General features: G+C 58.9%; 18 protein-coding genes. 1 reads left to right on the top strand and 17 read right to left on the bottom strand.

Going from position 1 to position 18,144, the window contains the following annotated elements; genetic code table 11:
- Positions 1 to 2: 2 nt before the first annotated feature.
- From JZX89_RS26640 to sdhC, 16 genes are all read right to left on the bottom strand, one after another.
- Positions 3 to 458 (bottom strand): DUF2867 domain-containing protein, encoded by a 456-nt coding sequence (locus tag JZX89_RS26640; protein ID WP_207135966.1) that lies wholly within the window; start codon positions 456 to 458, stop codon positions 3 to 5.
- A gap of 127 nt (positions 459 to 585) precedes the next feature.
- Positions 586 to 1,086 carry a cytochrome b gene (locus JZX89_RS26635; RefSeq protein ID WP_207135915.1) on the bottom strand — a complete coding sequence of 167 codons (501 nt, stop codon included), beginning with the start codon at positions 1,084 to 1,086 and terminating at the stop codon, positions 586 to 588.
- Between the two features lie 128 nt (positions 1,087 to 1,214).
- The gene (lpdA, locus tag JZX89_RS26630) at positions 1,215 to 2,621 is read right to left on the bottom strand and encodes a dihydrolipoyl dehydrogenase (protein WP_207135914.1); all 1,407 of its coding nucleotides are present in this window, start codon (positions 2,619 to 2,621) and stop codon (positions 1,215 to 1,217) included.
- 67 nt (positions 2,622 to 2,688) lie between these two features.
- The gene (locus JZX89_RS26625) at positions 2,689 to 3,333 is read right to left on the bottom strand and encodes a LysE family translocator (RefSeq protein WP_207135913.1); all 645 of its coding nucleotides are present in this window, start codon (positions 3,331 to 3,333) and stop codon (positions 2,689 to 2,691) included.
- Between the two features lie 13 nt (positions 3,334 to 3,346).
- A complete protein-coding gene (locus JZX89_RS26620) occupies positions 3,347 to 3,760 on the bottom strand; it encodes an MAPEG family protein (RefSeq protein WP_207135912.1) in 414 nt (137 codons plus the stop codon).
- Between the two features lie 69 nt (positions 3,761 to 3,829).
- Complete coding sequence (gene odhB, locus JZX89_RS26615; protein WP_207135911.1) at positions 3,830 to 5,047, bottom strand: 2-oxoglutarate dehydrogenase complex dihydrolipoyllysine-residue succinyltransferase; 1,218 nt, start codon at positions 5,045 to 5,047, stop codon at positions 3,830 to 3,832.
- Positions 5,048 to 5,100: 53 nt separating this feature from the next.
- Positions 5,101 to 8,097, bottom strand: coding sequence for a 2-oxoglutarate dehydrogenase E1 component (locus JZX89_RS26610; protein ID WP_149900527.1), 2,997 nt, complete (start codon positions 8,095 to 8,097; stop codon positions 5,101 to 5,103).
- Positions 8,098 to 8,276: 179 nt separating this feature from the next.
- Positions 8,277 to 9,179, bottom strand: coding sequence for a succinate--CoA ligase subunit alpha (gene sucD / locus JZX89_RS26605; RefSeq protein ID WP_006310787.1), 903 nt, complete (start codon positions 9,177 to 9,179; stop codon positions 8,277 to 8,279).
- 17 nt (positions 9,180 to 9,196) lie between these two features.
- Entirely contained in the window at positions 9,197 to 10,390 is a 1,194-nt protein-coding gene (gene sucC / locus JZX89_RS26600) for an ADP-forming succinate--CoA ligase subunit beta (protein ID WP_149900525.1), read from the bottom strand.
- Between the two features lie 30 nt (positions 10,391 to 10,420).
- Positions 10,421 to 11,386: a malate dehydrogenase gene (mdh, locus tag JZX89_RS26595; protein WP_149900524.1), complete on the bottom strand. Its 966-nt coding sequence runs from the start codon at positions 11,384 to 11,386 to the stop codon at positions 10,421 to 10,423.
- A 178-nt stretch (positions 11,387 to 11,564) separates the two neighbouring features.
- Entirely contained in the window at positions 11,565 to 12,728 is a 1,164-nt protein-coding gene (gene zapE / locus JZX89_RS26590) for a cell division protein ZapE (RefSeq protein WP_207135910.1), read from the bottom strand.
- Positions 12,729 to 12,820: 92 nt separating this feature from the next.
- On the bottom strand, positions 12,821 to 13,363 hold the full coding sequence (locus JZX89_RS26585) for a protease inhibitor Inh/omp19 family protein (protein WP_149900522.1): 543 nt from the start codon (positions 13,361 to 13,363) through the stop codon (positions 12,821 to 12,823).
- 205 nt (positions 13,364 to 13,568) lie between these two features.
- Positions 13,569 to 14,348, bottom strand: coding sequence for a succinate dehydrogenase iron-sulfur subunit (locus tag JZX89_RS26580; RefSeq protein WP_207135909.1), 780 nt, complete (start codon positions 14,346 to 14,348; stop codon positions 13,569 to 13,571).
- Positions 14,349 to 14,363: 15 nt separating this feature from the next.
- Positions 14,364 to 16,205 (bottom strand): succinate dehydrogenase flavoprotein subunit, encoded by a 1,842-nt coding sequence (gene sdhA / locus JZX89_RS26575; RefSeq protein WP_207135908.1) that lies wholly within the window; start codon positions 16,203 to 16,205, stop codon positions 14,364 to 14,366.
- Between the two features lie 7 nt (positions 16,206 to 16,212).
- On the bottom strand, positions 16,213 to 16,593 hold the full coding sequence (gene sdhD, locus JZX89_RS26570; RefSeq protein WP_149900519.1) for a succinate dehydrogenase, hydrophobic membrane anchor protein: 381 nt from the start codon (positions 16,591 to 16,593) through the stop codon (positions 16,213 to 16,215).
- A gap of 13 nt (positions 16,594 to 16,606) precedes the next feature.
- On the bottom strand, positions 16,607 to 16,999 hold the full coding sequence (gene sdhC, locus JZX89_RS26565) for a succinate dehydrogenase, cytochrome b556 subunit (RefSeq protein ID WP_207135907.1): 393 nt from the start codon (positions 16,997 to 16,999) through the stop codon (positions 16,607 to 16,609).
- 305 nt (positions 17,000 to 17,304) lie between these two features.
- On the opposite strand from sdhC, the gene JZX89_RS26560 reads away from it, so the two are divergent.
- A complete protein-coding gene (locus JZX89_RS26560; RefSeq protein ID WP_207135906.1) occupies positions 17,305 to 17,673 on the top strand; it encodes a hypothetical protein in 369 nt (122 codons plus the stop codon).
- On the opposite strand, the gene JZX89_RS26555 is transcribed toward JZX89_RS26560, so the two are convergent.
- A partial coding sequence (locus tag JZX89_RS26555) for a class I SAM-dependent methyltransferase (protein WP_207135905.1) occupies positions 17,674 to 18,144 on the bottom strand: 471 nt, incomplete at its 5' end. It lies immediately after the preceding gene.

Below are 18,144 nucleotides of genomic sequence, written 5' to 3'. Positions count from 1 at the left end.
ACCTAGACGGGCCGGACATTGGCGCAGAACGGCCGCATAGTCGCCGGCACGATGCGCCGATGGAACGGCACGACCATAAAAAGATATAGCCACCCGAACAAGTTCTTGCGTCTGACGATGGTCGTGACGGTTACCACCTGCCGGTCCATTTCCTGTTCCAGATCCACGACGATGCGGAAATCGAGATGGCTGTCGTCAAAACCGAGTACGGTTCGGTCGGCTGTAGACGACAATACCGGAAATCCCCCTGCCGAAGCACCCGCCGCCAGCTCAACGGTCCTGAGGCCGAAAAACGATACAATACGATTTCGAAGCGCCATCAGGCTGCTGATCCACGCCGGGGGATGGTCGAGAAGAAGCCTGCTCACATTGAGCGAGGACGATTCCGGCGTCACCATCTCTCCCTGAAAGCGATCCCACCAGTCAGCGCCCGGCAATATGTCTTCGCTATCCCGCATCCCTGAACCCCAGCCGCCCGATGCGGCAAGGCTGACCATCTTCTTTTTCTGGCGGAGAAGAAACGCGACAAACCGCCGTTTTGAGCATGTCCGGTAAAATTGCGAAGCGGCTTTCTCCGGAAATGCCCTAGCCGTGCGTCATGCGCTTCAGAACGTTGGTGCGCCAGTAAAACTGGTGGACCAGAACGGCAACGACATGGCCGACGATCAACACCCACATCAGCGCCTTGAAGGGGCCGGAATGCAACTGCCCGGCGGCCTGAACGCCGAAGTAATAAGCGGCGATACCGGACAAAGGCAGGATAAAGAACAACGCGTAGAAGGTGAAATGCGCGACTTTGGCAGCGATTTGAAACGGTCGCGGCTCCTCGACGGGATGCGGCGGCACGCCCTGGAAGACGCGCAGACAGAGGCGCAGAACTGCAAGCAACAGGAGGGAGAAACCGACATAGGCGTGAATATTGGCCGAAGAAATCTGCTCCGGCGTCAATGTTTCGCCCCGCCGCATCAGCCGGTAGGCATGCGCCATGGCGTCGGGAAACAGCAGGTTGAAGAAGATCAAAAGCGCCATTATCCAATGAATGACGCGCTGCGGGAAAGAGAAGGAAACTTGAGTTGAGTACGCCATTTTATTGCCTTTTATCAAAAGGTTAGATCGGCTATGGCGCGAGTATGAAAAACCCCGGCCTGCATGGCAAGCCGGGGTTCGACAGATGACTGAAATTTAATATTTCGAGCGACGGGCTTAAACGCCGATCACATGTGGATCGGCTTGAAGAAGGTCGCGAGCGCTGCTTCCTTCACGGCTTCCGACATGGTCGGGTGCGCATGGCAGGTGCGGCCGAGATCTTCCGAAGAACCGCCAAATTCCATCAGCACAGTGATCTCGTGGATCATTTCGCCAGCGCCGAAACCGACGATATGGCCGCCGAGAACCCGGTCGGTTTCCTTGTCGGCGAGGATCTTCACGAAACCATCCGTCACCTGCATGGCGCGGGCGCGGCCATTGGCGGTGAAGGGGAACTTACCGACCTTGTAGGCGATGCCAGCGGCCTTCAGTTCTTCCTCGGTCTTGCCGACGGACGCGATTTCAGGCTGCGTATAAACAACGGCCGGGATGACATCATAGTTCACATGGCCACGCTGGCCGGCGAGAATTTCCGCGAGCGCAACGCCCTCATCTTCCGCCTTGTGCGCCAGCATCGGGCCCTTCACGACGTCACCGATCGCATAGATACCATCCACGTTGGTCTTGTAGTGGCCGTCGATTTCGACGCGGCCGCGGCTGTCGAGCACGACGCCTGCTTCAGCAAGGCCCAGACCTTCGGTGTAAGGCTTGCGACCGGTGGAGATCAGCACAACATTCGCTTCCAGCGTCTCGGCAGCGCCGCCCTTCACCGGCTCAAACACCACCTTCGCGCCGGCGGCGGTCTTTTCAACACCCGTCACCTTGGCGCCGAGCTTGAAATCGAGGCCCTGCTTGGCGAGCAGACGCTGAGCCTGCTTGGAAACTTCGCTGTCCATGCCGCCGAGAATATTGTCGAGATATTCGACAACGGTAACCTTCGCGCCAAGACGCGACCAGACCGAACCAAGCTCGAGGCCGATCACGCCGCCGCCGACAACGATCAGCTTTTCCGGAACCTTGGAAAGAGCGATCGCACCGGTCGAGGAGACTATGACGCTTTCATCGATATCGACCTGAACGCCCGGAATGCCGGCAACATCGGAACCGGTGGCGATGACGATGTTCTTCGCCTCGATCTCCTGCGTCTCACCCTTGTCGTTGGTGACGGAAACCTTGCCGGCGGAAACCACCTTGCCGGCGCCCTGGAAGGCATCGATCTTGTTCTTCTTGAACAGGAAGGAAACGCCATCGACATTGGCCTTCACCACGCCGTCCTTGTGACCCATCATCTTTTCAAGGTTAAGCTTCGGAGCAGCGACTTCGATACCAAGCGAATCGACACCATGGGCAACATGCGCAAAGGTTTCGGACGCGTGCAGCAGCGCCTTGGACGGGATGCAGCCGACATTGAGGCAGGTGCCGCCATAAGTCGCGCGCTTTTCGATGACAGCGACCTTCAGGCCGAGCTGTGCCGCCTTGACCGCGCAAACATAACCGCCGGGGCCTGTGCCGATTACAACTACATCATATGCCATGTTCGTTTTCCTGATTGATGTCGGGCAAGATACCGGATCATTGCCCTGCTTGCGTTTGACCTGAAACTCAGGCCGCTTTTTCCGTTGCGAGTTTTATACCGAGTGCAATGAAGACCACGCCGCTGGTGCGGTCGATCCATTGGCTGGCGCGCTGAAATGCAGCGCGCATGCGCGGCGTCGTCATGAACAGGCTGACGCCGACGAACCACAGGATAAGGCAGCTCGCCATGACGAGACCATATCCGAATTTGATGGCGACCGGCGTATGGGCATGAACCACCGTCGAAAAGATCGACAGAAAGAAAAACACCGGCTTGGGATTGAGCGCATTGGCGGCGAAACCGAGGGTAAAGGCCTTCAGGGCCGTCTGGCAGCTTTTGACCTGAACACCACCCTCGCCTTCAGCCGACGGCAATTCCGTCTTGCCAGCGCGCAGCGCCTTGATGCCGATATAGATCAGATAGGCGACACCCAGCCACTTGACGATGTTGAAGAGATAGATCGACTGAGAGATGATGAGACCAAGTCCGAGGATCGTATAGGTGACGTGGAACATCAGCGACGTTCCCACCCCGAAGCTGGTGATGATGGCCTGCCTGCGCCCATGCACCATGGCCTGGCGCATCACCATCGCGAGATCTGCGCCGGGGGAGACGATCGCGAAAAAGAAGATCGCCATCAGGGATGCAAGCTCGATTAAATACTGATGCATCTGAAACAAGCCTCTAGAACATCAACACGAAAAGCATCAGCAGCAGGCCGAGCAGGGAGCCGAGCCAGAGCAATGAGCGGATATAAAGCACGCCGGCCAGATAAAGCGGTATGTAAATCACTCGGCAGATCAGCCATATCCACGCGCCGGTCAGTGCCAGTCCGGACGGATCGCCGGCCATGATGACGCCGAAGGCGAGTGCTATGAAAGCGGGATAGGTTTCCCGGAAATTTTCAGACGCGCGCGCTGCACGGCCGGCAAGCCTGCCTTCCGGTTTCTTCTCCGCATCCCGTGGGCCGGCATTCCAGTCCAGCCCCAGTTCCCGCGTCGCCGTCATGGCTTGCAGCATGATATGCACCACAAGCAGCAGGACGCTGAGGCCGATCAGCGGTAAAAAGGGTGAAGCGGCAAGAAATGTCGGCTGCACTTTCGCTCTCCTGATGCAATTTCAGCGGGACCTCAGTTGAAATCCCGCTGAAAGGAAAAGCAAGACCGATTAAAGATCGAGAACCAGACGTTCCGGATCTTCGAGGCTTTCCTTGACGCGAACGAGGAAGGTCACGGCTTCCTTGCCGTCAACGATGCGGTGATCGTAGGAGAGCGCCAGATACATCATCGGGCGGATGACGACCTGACCGCCGATGGCGACCGGACGCTCCTGGATCTTGTGCATGCCGAGAATGCCCGACTGCGGTGCGTTGAGGATCGGCGAAGACATCAGCGAGCCGTAAACGCCACCATTGGTGATGGTGAAGGTGCCGCCCTGCATGTCGGCCATGCCAAGCGAACCGTCACGTGCAGCCTTGGCGAGGCGGCCGAGTTCTTTTTCGACGCCAGCGATGGACAGCTGGTCGGCATCGCGGATAACGGGAACGACGAGACCCTTGTCGGTGCCGACAGCCATGCCGACGTGACAATAGTTCTTGTAGATGATGTCCGTGCCGTCGATTTCAGCGTTAACGGCCGGCAGTTCCTTCAGCGCGTGGGTCACGGCCTTGGTGAAGAAGCCCATGAAGCCGAGCTTGACGCCATGCTTCTTCTCGAACACGTCCTTGTAACGGTTACGCAGGTCCATAACCGCGCTCATGTCCACCTCGTTATAGGTGGTGAGCATGGCGGCGGTGTTCTGCGCATCCTTCAGGCGACGGGCAATCGTCTGACGCAGACGCGTCATCTTCACGCGCTCTTCGCGAACCTGATCCTGCTCGGCAGACACCGGACGGGGAGCAGCAACCGGAGCCGGAGCGGCGGCAGGTGCCGAAACACCCTTGGCAACGGCGGCGAGAACGTCGCCCTTCAGAACCTGGCCACGCTTGCCGGAACCGTCAACCTGATCGGCAGACAGGTTGTTTTCGGCAAGCAGCTTGCCGGCGGCAGGTGCAGGCGGCATGGCGCTGGCGGCAGGTGCAGCGGCTGTTGCCGGTGCGGCAGCGGCGGCAGGCTTTGCAGCCGGTGCGGCGGTTGCAGCGCCGGCGGCGCCTTCGGCGATCTGGCCGAGAAGCGCGTCGAGACCGACGGTTTCGCCATTCTGCGCAACGATTTCGGTCAGCACGCCGGAGGCGGGCGCCGGGACTTCGACGGTAACCTTGTCGGTTTCCAGTTCAACGAGCGGTTCGTCGGCCTTGACGGTATCGCCGACCTTCTTGAACCAGGTGCCGACGGTCGCTTCGCTGACGGATTCGCCGAGGGTAGGTACGCGGATTTCAGTGGCCATGATCTAGTTCCGTTATTCGGGTGTCTTTTATACGGGGCGATGCGGGAGAGTTCTCACTCTCCCAGCGCGTCTTCCAGGAACGCAGCAAGCTGCGCCAGATGCTTGGACATCAGGCCGGTCGCCGGAGAGGCGGCAGCCGGACGGCCCGTGTAACGGACCTTCTGGTACTTGGCGTCGATATGCGCCAGCACCCATTCCAGGTAAGGATCGATGAACGACCACGAACCCATGTTCTTCGGCTCTTCCTGGCACCAGACCATCTCCGCGTGGCGGAAACGGGAAAGCTCGTTGATGAGCGCCTTGGCCGGGAACGGATAGAGCTGTTCGACGCGCAGCAGATAGATGTCGTCGATGCCGCGCTTTTCACGCTCCTCCAGCAGGTCGTAATAAACCTTGCCGGAACACATGACCACACGACGGATCTTCGCGTCCTTCTGTAGCTTGATCGGGCCGTCCTTGATGACTTCGGCATCGTCCCACAGGAGACGGTGGAAGGAGGACTCGCCGGCCAGCTCCGCCAGCGACGAGGTGGCACGCTTGTGACGCAGCAAGGACTTCGGCGTCATCAGGATCAGCGGCTTGCGGAAGTCGCGTCTCATCTGACGGCGCAGGATGTGGAAGTAGTTAGCCGGCGTCGTGACGTTGGCAACCTGCATGTTGTCTTCGGCGCACATCTGCAACCAGCGTTCCAGACGGGCGGAGGAATGTTCCGGACCCTGACCTTCATAACCATGCGGCAGAAGGCAAACGAGACCGGACATGCGCAGCCACTTGCGTTCACCCGACGAGATGAACTGGTCGAACACAACCTGTGCGCCGTTGGCGAAGTCGCCGAACTGGGCTTCCCAGAGCGTCAGCGCATTCGGGCGAGCAAGCGAGTAGCCATATTCGAAGCCGAGAACGGCTTCTTCCGAAAGCATCGAGTTGATGACTTCGTAACGGGCCTGCGTAGGGGCGAGATTGGCGAGCGGAATGTAACGCTCTTCGGTCTCCTGATCGTAGAGAACCGAGTGGCGCTGCGAGAAGGTGCCGCGTTCGCAATCCTGACCGGAAAGACGGATCTTGTGGCCATCGACGACAAGCGAACCGAAAGCCAGCGCTTCCGCCATCGCCCAGTCGATGCCCTCACCCGTCTCGATCATCTGTGAGCGGTTTTCCATGAAGCGCTGGATCGTGCGATGCGCGGTGAAGCCTTCCGGAATGGTCGACAGTTTCTTGCCGATTTCCTTCAGCTGCTTCATCGGCACGCCGGTCTTGCCACGACGCTGCTCATCGGCATTGTCGGCGGCGCGCAGGCCGGACCACTGACCATCAAGCCAGTCGGCCTTGTTCGGCTTGTAGGACTGACCTGCCTCGAATTCCTGCTCGAGATGGGCGCGCCAATCGGCCTTGACCTTCTCGAAATCGCCTTCGGTGATCAGACCTTCCGCGATCAGGCGGTCGGCATAGATGCGGGCAACAGTCTTGTGGCCACGGATGACCTTGTACATCTTCGGCTGCGTGAACGCCGGCTCATCGCCTTCGTTATGGCCGAAGCGGCGGTAACAGAACATGTCGATGACGACAGGCTTGTGGAACTTCATGCGGTATTCGGTCGCAACCTTCGCCGCATAGACCACAGCTTCCGGATCGTCACCGTTGACGTGGAAGATCGGCGCTTCGATCATCTTGGCGACATCAGACGGATAGGGCGAGGAGCGCGAGAAGGCCGGATTGGTGGTGAAACCGATCTGGTTGTTGATGATGAAATGCATCGTGCCGGCAACGCGGTGACCGCGCAGGCCGGACAGGCCGAGAATTTCAGCAACGACGCCCTGACCCGCAAAAGCAGCATCGCCATGCAGAAGCAGCGGCAGCACCTTGGCGCGTTCAGACAGCGGAATGATGTCGCCGTCCCACTGCTTGGCCAGCTGGTCCTGCTTGGCACGGGCCTTACCCATGACAACAGGGTTGACGATTTCAAGGTGCGAGGGGTTGGCCGTCAGCGACAGGTGAACCTTGTTGCCGTCGAATTCGCGGTCGGAGGAGGCACCAAGATGGTACTTCACGTCGCCGGAACCCTCGACGTCATCAGGCTTGAACGAACCGCCCTTGAACTCATGGAACACAGCGCGGTGCGGCTTGCCCATGACGTTGGTCAGAACGTTCAGACGACCACGGTGGGCCATGCCGAGAACGACTTCCTGAAGACCATCCTGGCCGCCGCGCTTGATAATCTGCTCCAGCGCCGGGATCAGCGATTCACCGCCATCGAGGCCGAAACGCTTGGTGCCCTTGAAACGCACGTCGAGGAACTGCTCGTAACCTTCGGCTTCGACCAGCTTGGAAAGAATGGCCTTCTTGCCCTCAGGCGTGAAGTCCACACCCTTGTCCGGGCCTTCGATGCGCTCCTGAATCCAGCCCTTTTCCTCCGGGTTGGACATGTGCATGAATTCGACGCCGAGCGTCGAGCAATAGGTGCGCTCGAGAATTTCGACCATTTCGCGCACGGTCGCATATTCAAGACCGAGCACGTTATCGATGAAAATCTTGCGGTCGTAGTCGCTGTCTTCGAAGCCATAGGACTTCGGTGAGAGCTCATTGTAATCTTCAACGGCGCTGGCGATGCCGAGCGGATCGAGCTTTGCGTGCAGGTGGCCGCGCATACGGTAAGCGCGGATCATCATGATGGCGCGAACGCTGTCACGGGTCGCTTGCAGCACTTCCGCTTCGCTGACGGGCTTGCCGGTAGCGGCGCTCTTCGTATCGGCTTTCGCCTGAACCTTTTTCTCGATGGCCTTCTCGACCGTGGCCCAGTTGCCGTCAAGTGCGGAAACCAGTTCGCCATTCGCCGGGATCGGCCAGTTGGCCCGCTTCCAGGAGGCGCCCTTGGCTGCCTTCTTCACGTCTTCCGGATTATCGGACAACGCCTTGAAGAAGCTCTGCCACTCCGGCGACACGGAAGAGGGATCCTCTTCGTACCGGGCATAGAGCTGCTCGATATAGGCTGCATTCGCGCCGTCCAGAAACGACGTGATCTGAAACTGCTCGTTCGCTTCTTGCCTTGCCATTTTCGTTCCTGCGGACTTGTCCGTCCGCCTCCTCGATGCCGTTAGGGCCGTTTCACCGGCCTGCCGCTTTGATTATTGCTGCCTGCCGCCGGGGCGGTATGCCGTTCTGTCTATCGTCTTTGCGGCATCGGGCAGCGCAGCGTTGAAGCCGCGCCGCCCGTTACCGGTCTCATGTGGTCTCAGCCCTTGAGGACTTCAACCAGCGTCTTGCCGAGGCGCGCCGGGGAAGGCGATACCTTGATGCCGGCTGCTTCCATGGCAGCGATCTTGGACTCTGCATCGCCCTTGCCGCCGGAAACGACAGCGCCGGCGTGGCCCATGGTGCGGCCCTTCGGAGCCGTACGGCCCGCGATGAAGCCAGCCATCGGCTTCTTGCGGCCCTTCTTGGCTTCGTCGATCAGGAACTGCGCCGCATCTTCTTCAGCCGAACCGCCGATTTCGCCGATCATGATGATCGACTGCGTGGCGTCGTCAGCGAGGAACATTTCCAGGATGTCGATGAACTCGGTGCCCTTGACCGGGTCGCCGCCGATGCCGACAGCCGTCGTCTGGCCAAGGCCTTCGTTGGATGTCTGGAACACGGCTTCATAGGTGAGCGTGCCCGAACGGGAAACGATACCGACGGAACCCTTGCGGAAGATGGAGCCCGGCATGATGCCGATCTTGCATTCTTCCGGCGTCATGATGCCGGGGCAGTTCGGGCCGAGCAGGCGCGACTTCGAACGGTCGAGGCGAGCCTTGACGCGCACCATGTCCATGACCGGAATGCCTTCGGTGATGCAGGTGATGAACGGGATTTCCGCTTCGATGGCTTCGATGATGGCGTCAGCGGCGCCTGCCGGCGGAACGTAGATCACGGATGCGTCTGCACCGGTCTTTTCCTTGGCTTCGGCAACCGTTGCGAAGATCGGCAGGCTTTCGCCCTTGGAACCGGTCCAGGTTTCGCCACCCTTCTTGGGGTGAATACCGCCGACCATCTGCGTGCCGTAATAGGCAAGCGCCTGTTCGGTGTGGAAGGTGCCGGTCTTGCCGGTCAGACCCTGAACGAGGATCTTCGTGTCTTTATTAACGAGAATAGACATTATTTCCGGTCCCTCAATTAGCCGTTGATCGCCGCGACGATCTTCTTGGCTGCGTCGTCCAGGTCGTCAGCAGCCGTAATCGCAAGGCCCGATTCGTTCAGAAGCTTCTTGCCAAGTTCGACGTTGGTGCCTTCGAGGCGAACAACGAGCGGAACCTGCAGACCGACTTCCTTCACCGCGGCAATCACGCCTTCGGCGATGACGTCGCACTTCATGATGCCGCCGAAGATGTTGACGAGGATGCCCTCGACCTTCGGATCGGCCGTGATGATCTTGAAAGCTGCCGCAACCTTCTCCTTACCGGCGCCACCGCCGACGTCGCAGAAGTTAGCCGGCTCTTTGCCGTACAGCTTGATGATGTCCATCGTCGCCATGGCAAGACCTGCGCCATTGACCATGCAGCCGATGTTGCCGTCGAGCGCCACGTAAGCGAGATCCCACTTGGAGGCTTCGATTTCCTTGGCGTCTTCTTCGGTCTCGTCGCGCAGCGCCTTGACGTCGTCATGGCGGAACAGCGCATTGCCGTCGAAGGACATCTTGGCGTCGAGAACGCGCAGATGGCCATTTTCCATGACGATCAGCGGGTTGATCTCAAGGAGGGCCATGTCCTTCTCGTTGAAGGCCTTGTAGAGGATCGGGAACAGCGCCTTGGCGTCTTCTGCAGCGGCACCGTCAAGCTCGAGAGCCTTGGAGATCGCAGCAATGTCCGCATCGCTCACACCCTTTTCCGGGTTGATGGCGATGGTGTGGATCTTCTCGGGCGTGTCGTGGGCGACAGCTTCGATATCCATGCCGCCTTCGGTGGAAACCACGAAGGCAACCTGGCCGACGGAACGATCAACCAGAAGCGAGCAATAGAGTTCGCGGGCAATGTCCGCACCGTCTTCGATGTAGAGGCGGTTGACCTGCTTGCCGGCATCGCCCGTCTGGGCCGTTACCAGCGTGTTGCCGAGCATGTCGCGCGAATGGGAAACGACTTCTTCGATCGACTTTGCGAGGCGAACGCCGCCCTTGGCGTCCGGGCCGAGTTCCCTAAACTTGCCCTTGCCGCGGCCGCCAGCATGGATCTGGCTCTTGACGACGTAGAGCGGGCCGGGAAGCTGCTTTGCAGCAGCTTCAGCTTCTTCGACCTTGAGGATGGCAACGCCTTCAGCAACCGGCGCACCGTAGCCCTTCAGAAGAGCCTTGGCCTGATATTCGTGAATATTCATGGAATAATCCCTGTTTGGAGCCGCTTGAAGTTATGACTTCAGCGACGGAGCGATGTTGATGCAGGCTTCGCAAAGACCAGCGACAGCGCCGACGGACTTCTGGAAAGCTGCTTCTTCTTCCTTGTTCAGTTCGATCTCGATGATGCGCTCGATACCGCCAGCACCGATGATGGTGGGCACGCCGACATACATATCGTCAACGCCATACTGGCCCGAGAGGTGGGCAGCGGCTGGCAGAACGCGCTTCTTGTCCTTGAGGTAGGATTCAGCCATTTCGATTGCCGAAGCAGCCGGTGCATAATAGGCCGAGCCGGTCTTCAGCAGGCCGACGATTTCCGCACCGCCGTCGCGGGTGCGCTGAATGATCTGCTCAAGGCGCTCGGCGGTCAGCCAGCCCATCTTGACGAGATCGGTCAGCGGAACACCGCCAACGGTGGAGTAACGGGCGAGCGGCACCATCGTATCGCCGTGGCCGCCAAGAACGAAAGCCGTGACGTCCTGAACCGAAACGTTGAATTCTTCAGCCAGGAACAGGCGGAAACGCGCGCTGTCGAGAACGCCGGCCATGCCGACGACCTTGTTCTTCGGCAAGCCGGAGAACTTCTGCAGCGCCCAGACCATGGCGTCGAGCGGGTTGGTGATGCAGATGACGAAAGCGTTCGGGGCATATTTCTTGATGCCGGCGCCGACCTGTTCCATGACCTTGAGGTTGATGCCGAGAAGATCGTCGCGGCTCATGCCGGGCTTGCGGGCAACGCCAGCGGTGACGATGCAGACGTCTGCGCCTTCGATGGCGGCATAATCGGAAGCGCCGGTAAGCTTCGCATTGAAACCTTCAACCGGGCCGGACTGGGCAATATCCAGACCCTTGCCCTGCGGAATGCCGTCGGCGATGTCGAAGAGGACGATATCGCCCAGTTCCTTCAGGCTGGCGAGGTGTGCCAGCGTGCCGCCGATCATGCCAGAACCAATAAGTGCAATTTTTTTGCGAGCCATCGAATGCTTCCTCTTGAGCTTCAATTCAATTTCACCGCGCCAAACCGGCAGCCAAATTGTCGCACTTCGATTAGCCCCATTGGCCAAAATTGGCAACAGATTCTTTTGTGATGAATATTTTCAATCGTTTAGATCATTATTTTCTTACGTAAACGTAAGAAAATGCGTCACGAAAGTGTCAAACTTTCCGCCGCTTTTCATGGTGAAGCACGAGATAATCAGCGCTGCGCATCTCAAACAGCCGCGAGGCCGTGCGATCGAACTCAAAACCTTCGGTGCCCTTGCGCTTGCCGAGCAAATCCTCCGGCATAGCCGCGGCGGAGGCGAAAAGCCTGACGCTGTGGTCGTAAAGCGCATCGATGAGGATGATGAAACGTTTGGTCTCGTTCCGCTTGTCCGCATTGAGGAACGGGATATGATCGATGAAGACCGTATCGAACCGATTGGCGATGGCGAGGAAGTCGGAAGCCCCGAGCGGCTTTTCGCAAAGGTCGGAAAACGAGAAACGGGCGACCCGACCGCTGGCACGCGGCACCAGAATGGAGCGGCCCTTCATTGGTATTTCCGTCGGCGCAACAAGATGACCGGCAGTCATGTGCCGCCAGGCCATATCCATTGCCTGATCCGCCGTACCATCAAGCGGCGTGACATAGACCGGCAGGCTTTCCAGCTTTTCCATCCGGTAATCAGTCGGGCTGTCCAGCGTCACCACATCCACATACTTTTTAAGCAAATCGACGAAGGGCAGGAACAGACCGCGATTAAGGCCGTCCTTATAAAGAATATCGGGCACGACGTTGGAGGTTGTCACCAAGGTGCAGCCATTGGCAAACAGCTCGCTGAACAGCCGGGCGAGGATCATCGCATCGGCGATATCCGTGACGGTAAACTCATCGAAGCATAACAGCTCGGCTTCCGCCAGAAGCTGCGCCGCGACGGGCGGTATGGGATCGGCCTGTTTGGTTTCACCATTCTTCAGCTTCTGCCGATGTGCGTGCACGCGATTGTGCACGTCCGCCATGAATTCGTGAAAATGGCAACGCCGTTTGGAAGAGACGGGGGCCATCTCGTAGAACATGTCCATCAGCATCGTCTTGCCGCGACCGACGCTGCCATGGACATACAATCCCTTGACAAAAGTGGCTGGTCCCGCCTTGCGCGCGAACATCCAGCCGAGCGCGCTTTTTTTCCTGGCGGGCTTGCGCGCCTTCAGATCAGCGAGAATACGATCGAGATGCGTGGCCACACCAAGCTGGGCGGCATCGGCCTGCAAAGTGCCAGCTGCCGTCAATGCGTTGAGTTGTTCAACGACACTATGATTGTAATCAGGCAATGGCTTCATGGAAAAGCGCCCCGGTCGCGGACGCAGCAAAGCACCCGCGACGAATGGAATGGCTCAGAACGAGGAAAGCAATCCGGATGCACCGGAAATGCTCATCGGCTGAGGCTGAGCGGCTGGCCGCTATTGGTCGTCCCATCAAAGCGGGCGTCGGCGCTCTTGTAGACACGGCCGATCGTATCACCCGAACGGTTCTTGAAGAGAACCATCTTGCCGGACACTTCCCAGGAACCCATCGCCGTCAGCTCACCGGAGCAACCACGGGTGCCGCCACGCGAGCCGCTGCCGAGATTGGTGAGCGTCAAGAACATGTCGCAATTTGCGCCGCCATTGGAGATGCGCCAGTTGCCGACCATGGATTCCTTGGTGACGTCGAGCGCCGTCGCCGGCGGGGCGGCAGAAGCGACATTCACGCCGCCAGGCGCCGCGGATGCGGGTGCCGAAGGGAACTGGCTGCCCGAAGCGCCACCGGGTGGCGGCAGGGCACCGGACTGAACGGAGGGGACCGGCTGTGCCTGCAACGGCGGCGTATAACCGGGGTTATTGCTGCCGTTGTTGTTGTAATCGTAGGAGGTACGTTGGCAACCGGCAAGGCTCATCACAACCGCAAGGCCCGTCACCACATATCTGAATTGCATATCAAGCTCCCGATTCTCTCGCTTCCGGAAAGACCATGATCGAACAAGAAGGCTGAATTATTACTAAAGCCTTACCTTGCACAAGCGATGGCCGGGATAATTACCATTTCGGTCAATTTTTACCGAAATTTCCCAGACCCGGTTGTAAAAAGAGCCGCGGTGGAGACCGCGGCCCGGATAAATTGCCGTCACCAGCGAATCGCCCTTAGACGCGGCGCTCGACCATCATCTTCTTGATTTCCGCGATCGCCTTGGCCGGGTTCAGACCCTTCGGGCAAGCCTGCGCGCAGTTCATGATGGTGTGGCAGCGATAAAGACGGAACGGATCTTCGAGATCGTCGAGACGCTCGCCCGTTGCCTCATCGCGGCTGTCGATCAGCCAGCGATAGGCCTGCAGCAGAACAGCGGGACCAAGGTAACGGTCGCCATTCCACCAGTAGCTGGGACAGGAGGTCGAGCAGCAGGCGCACAGAATGCACTCATAGAGGCCATCCAGCTTCAGGCGGTCCTCATGGCTCTGTTTCCATTCCTTGGCAGGCGCCGGCGAAACCGTCTTCAGCCATGGCTCGATGGAACGGTGCTGGGCGTAGAAGTTCGACAGGTCAGGAACCAGGTCCTTCACGACCGGCATATGCGGCAGCGGATAGACCTTAACCGTACCCTTGATCTCTTCCATGCCCTTGGTGCAGGCAAGCGTATTGGTGCCGTCAATGTTCATCGCGCAGGAACCGCAAATACCTTCACGGCAGGAGCGGCGCAGCGTCAGTGTCGGATCGATATTGTTCTTGATGTAGAGAAGCGCATCGAGAACCATCGGGCCGCAATCATCGACATCGATATAATAGGTATCGATACGCGGGTTCTGGCCGTCATCCGGGTTCCAGCGATAAATGCGGTATTCGCGCACATTCTTGGCACTATCCGGCTTCGGCCAGACCTTGCCTTCGCTGATCTGGGAATTCTTGGGGAGAGCGAGTTCAACCATGTCCAGTTCCTCAAATCAGTAGACGCGCGCCTTCGGCTCGATCTTTTTGGGATCGATGCCGTCGGCAATCAGGTCGGTGTGAACCGGGCGGTAGTCGAGCTTGACGTCGCCTTCGGGGCTGAGCCAGGCAAGCGTATGCTTGCGCCAGTTCACATCGTCGCGACCGGCGAACGGGCCATCGACGAAATCCTCGCGGGCGTGCGAACCACGGCTTTCCTTGCGCGCTTCCGCGCCATAGACCGTGGTAATCGCATTGGCCATCAGATTGTGCAGCTCAAGCGTCTCGACCAGATCGGAGTTCCAGACCATCGAACGGTCGGTGACCTTGATGTCAGGCAGCTCTTTCCAGATGGCGGACAGGCGCTGGCAACCGCTTTCCAGCGATTCCTGCGTGCGGAACACGGCCGCATCGTCCTGCATGGCGCGCTGCATCTTGTCGCGCAGCACCGCCGTCGGCGTCGAGCCATTGGCAAAACGCAAGCTGTCGAAACGCTCCATGATCCGGTCGCAGGCCGCGATATCCAAAGCGGGAACGGCCGAGTCGCGATCGATGACCTGTGCGGCGCGGATGGCCGCAGCACGACCGAAGACCACGAGGTCGATCAGCGAGTTCGAGCCGAGACGGTTAGCACCGTGAACCGAGGCGCAACCGGCTTCGCCAACGGCCATCAGGCCAGGCGCGACGCGTTCCGGGTTTTCGGCATCGGCGTTCAGCACTTCACCCCAATAATTGGTCGGAATGCCGCCCATATTGTAGTGAACCGTCGGCAGAACCGGGATCGGCTCGCGCGTCACGTCGACGCCAGCGAAAATCTTGGCGCTTTCGGAAATGCCCGGAAGACGCTCGTGCAGGATTGCCGGATCGAGGTGATCGAGATGCAGGAAGATATGGTCCTTGTTCTTGCCAACGCCACGGCCCTCGCGGATTTCCATCGTCATGCAGCGGGACACCACGTCACGCGAAGCAAGGTCCTTCGCGGATGGCGCATAACGCTCCATGAAGCGCTCGCCTTCGGAGTTGACGAGATAACCGCCTTCGCCGCGTGCGCCTTCGGTAATCAGGCAACCTGCGCCATAAATGCCGGTTGGGTGGAACTGCACGAATTCCATGTCCTGAAGCGGGAGGCCGGCACGGGCGATCATGCCGCCGCCGTCGCCAGTGCAGGTGTGGGCAGACGTTGCCGAGAAATAGGCGCGGCCGTAACCGCCGGTCGCCAGCACCACCATCTTGGCGGAGAAGCGATGGATCGTACCGTCATCGAGGTTCCAGGCGACGACGCCGGTGCAGCGACCATCCGCAGACATTATGAGGTCGAGCGCGAAATATTCGATGAAGAATTCAGCGTTGTGGCGCAGCGACTGACCATAAAGCGTGTGTAGAATGGCGTGGCCGGTACGGTCGGCGGCGGCGCAGGTGCGCTGCACCGGCGGGCCTTCACCGTAATTCTGCATATGGCCGCCAAACGGGCGCTGGTAGATCTTGCCCTCGGCATTGCGCGAGAAGGGCACGCCGTAATGCTCCAGCTCATAGACCGCCTTTGGCGCTTCCATGGCGAGATATTGCATCGCGTCGACGTCGCCGAGCCAGTCGGAGCCCTTTACGGTGTCGTAAAGGTGCCACTGCCAACAGTCAGGCGTCATGTTGGTGAGCGAAGCGGCGATACCGCCCTGCGCCGCCACCGTGTGCGAGCGCGTCGGGAAAACCTTGGTGATGCAGGCGGTCTTGAAACCCTGTTCGGCCATGCCGAGCGTGGCGCGAAGACCCGCGCCGCCGGCACCCACCACGATCACGTCATAGGAGTGATCGACATAGGTGTAGGCCTTGCCATTCTGGGAAGGTGAACTGATCGATGCCATGGCGGACTTATCCTGCGAATGCGATTTTCAGAATGGCGAAGATGCAAAGACCGCCAATCAGAATCGCGAAAAACGTGTTGAGCATCAGAAGAACGAGCTTCAAAACCTCGGCGTGAATGTAATCTTCGATGATGACCTGCATGCCGAGCTTCATGTGGACGAGGCCGGAAACCAGCACCAGAGCCATGATGACCGCGACGAGCGGGTTGGACAGCGCGGCTGCAACTTCCGGATAGGGCGCGCCGGCATATTTGATGAGGAAGACCACGAAGAAGATCAGCAGGGGAACGTTGGCGACCGCCGTCAGGCGCTGACGCCAGAAATGGTCGGTGCCTTCCTTGGCGGAGCCGAGGCCGCGAACCTTTCCGAGAGGTGTACGCATATCCATGACAGGCTTCTCCTTAGCGCACGATCAGGGCGATGACCCAGATGAGCGCGGTCAGACAGATCGACGCTACAAAGGTCGCCTTGGCGAGTTTCGTGTTGAAGTTCTTCTCAAAGCCGTGCCCGAGATCCCACATGAAATGGCGAAGGCCGCCTAGCATGTGGTGAACGAGAGCCCAAGTATAGCCGATCAGAATAATCTTGCCGATAATCGTACCCATCGCCCAGCTGACCCAGTCGTAATAGGCCGGGCCGGAAGCAAGCGCGATAAGCCACCAGGCGACCAGCAGCGTTCCGAAATAAAGGGCGGAACCCGTGATGCGGTGCACGATGGACGCGACCATCGTCGGAATCGGCTTGTAAATTTGAAGATGCGGCGACAAAGGCCGGGTATTTGTCAAATTCGCCATCAGAACCTCGCGGCGTTTTCCCGTGCGCCCATCAGACAGGACGCCCCCAAGCAACTGCACATGACGAAAGAATGTGCATTGCACCAACCGCGACGTTTAATCACATGGGGGCGTCACGACAAGCATATTTCATGACCGATTCGAATTTAATCGATTGGTTCACGAATTTTTTTGGGTTTTTTTTGCCTGAAAATAAAAAATCGAGTGTTTCCAAGATTTACACTCTCAAAATATTTACCTTTACGTAATTCAGGAATCGTGTAATTTACCTTTGATTAACCAAGAAAATCCGGAGAATGAGGCTCATGTTACAGCGTCGAATCGCCGCTTTCGCCATGGTCGCCACGGGCGTCGTTTTCGCCGTGATGCCTCCTGTAATGGCAGAGGATTTTCAGGGCCGCCATCTTTATCAGCACCGTCAATCACAGGTCAGTTTCTCCACCGATGGGCTGCCATCCACCCTCTCCGGCGGCACCTATGTCGGCGCGATATCGGCGCTGCGCGTTCGCGGCAACGGCAATTATTTCGCGGTAGGCGGTCGGCTTGCGCGAAACGGCGCAAACGCAACAATCGGTGCCCGGCTTGCACCGAAAGCTAAAATCATCAATGTCCGCGCCGAAACCGCCGGCGACGCCTGTGCTTATGAGCATGGTGTGTGCATCATCCGGCCTTAATCAGACGAAACGCCAGACGGTAGTCTTTTTCACTTCGCTGTCTTCCAGCGCCCGTGTCACCGGCACCTCATAGGTCGCCTCGGCACGAAGACGCTGTCTGGGCAGGTAGGCACGCCCCGGATCGCCCACAAGAACGCTCACGCCCTTCTCAGTCAGTTCCAGAAACCATGGAACGAGAAGTTCGGCAAAGGCGCGGTCGTAAAACACGTCGCCCGCCAGCAGAACATCCGCCTCAACCGGCTTGCCCACCAAGTTGATCCCGGTAAAATCGACAGCCACGCCATTAAGCGCCGCATTCAGCCGAATGGCCGTCTCCGTCCACGGATCGATATCGGCAGCCAGAACGCTGGTGGCGCCCGACTTTGCGGCGGCGATGGCGACCAGTCCGGAGCCGCTGGCGAAATCCAGTACACGCTTGCCGCACACGCTGTCAGGGTGATCCAGCACATAACGGGCAAGCCCCTGCCCACC

The organism is Agrobacterium burrii, from assembly GCF_017313405.1.
In the GTDB taxonomy this organism is placed as follows: domain Bacteria; phylum Pseudomonadota; class Alphaproteobacteria; order Rhizobiales; family Rhizobiaceae; genus Agrobacterium; species Agrobacterium burrii.
The sequence above is the reverse complement of the archived record's forward strand: the minus strand, read 5'-3'. Positions and strand labels throughout refer to the sequence as shown.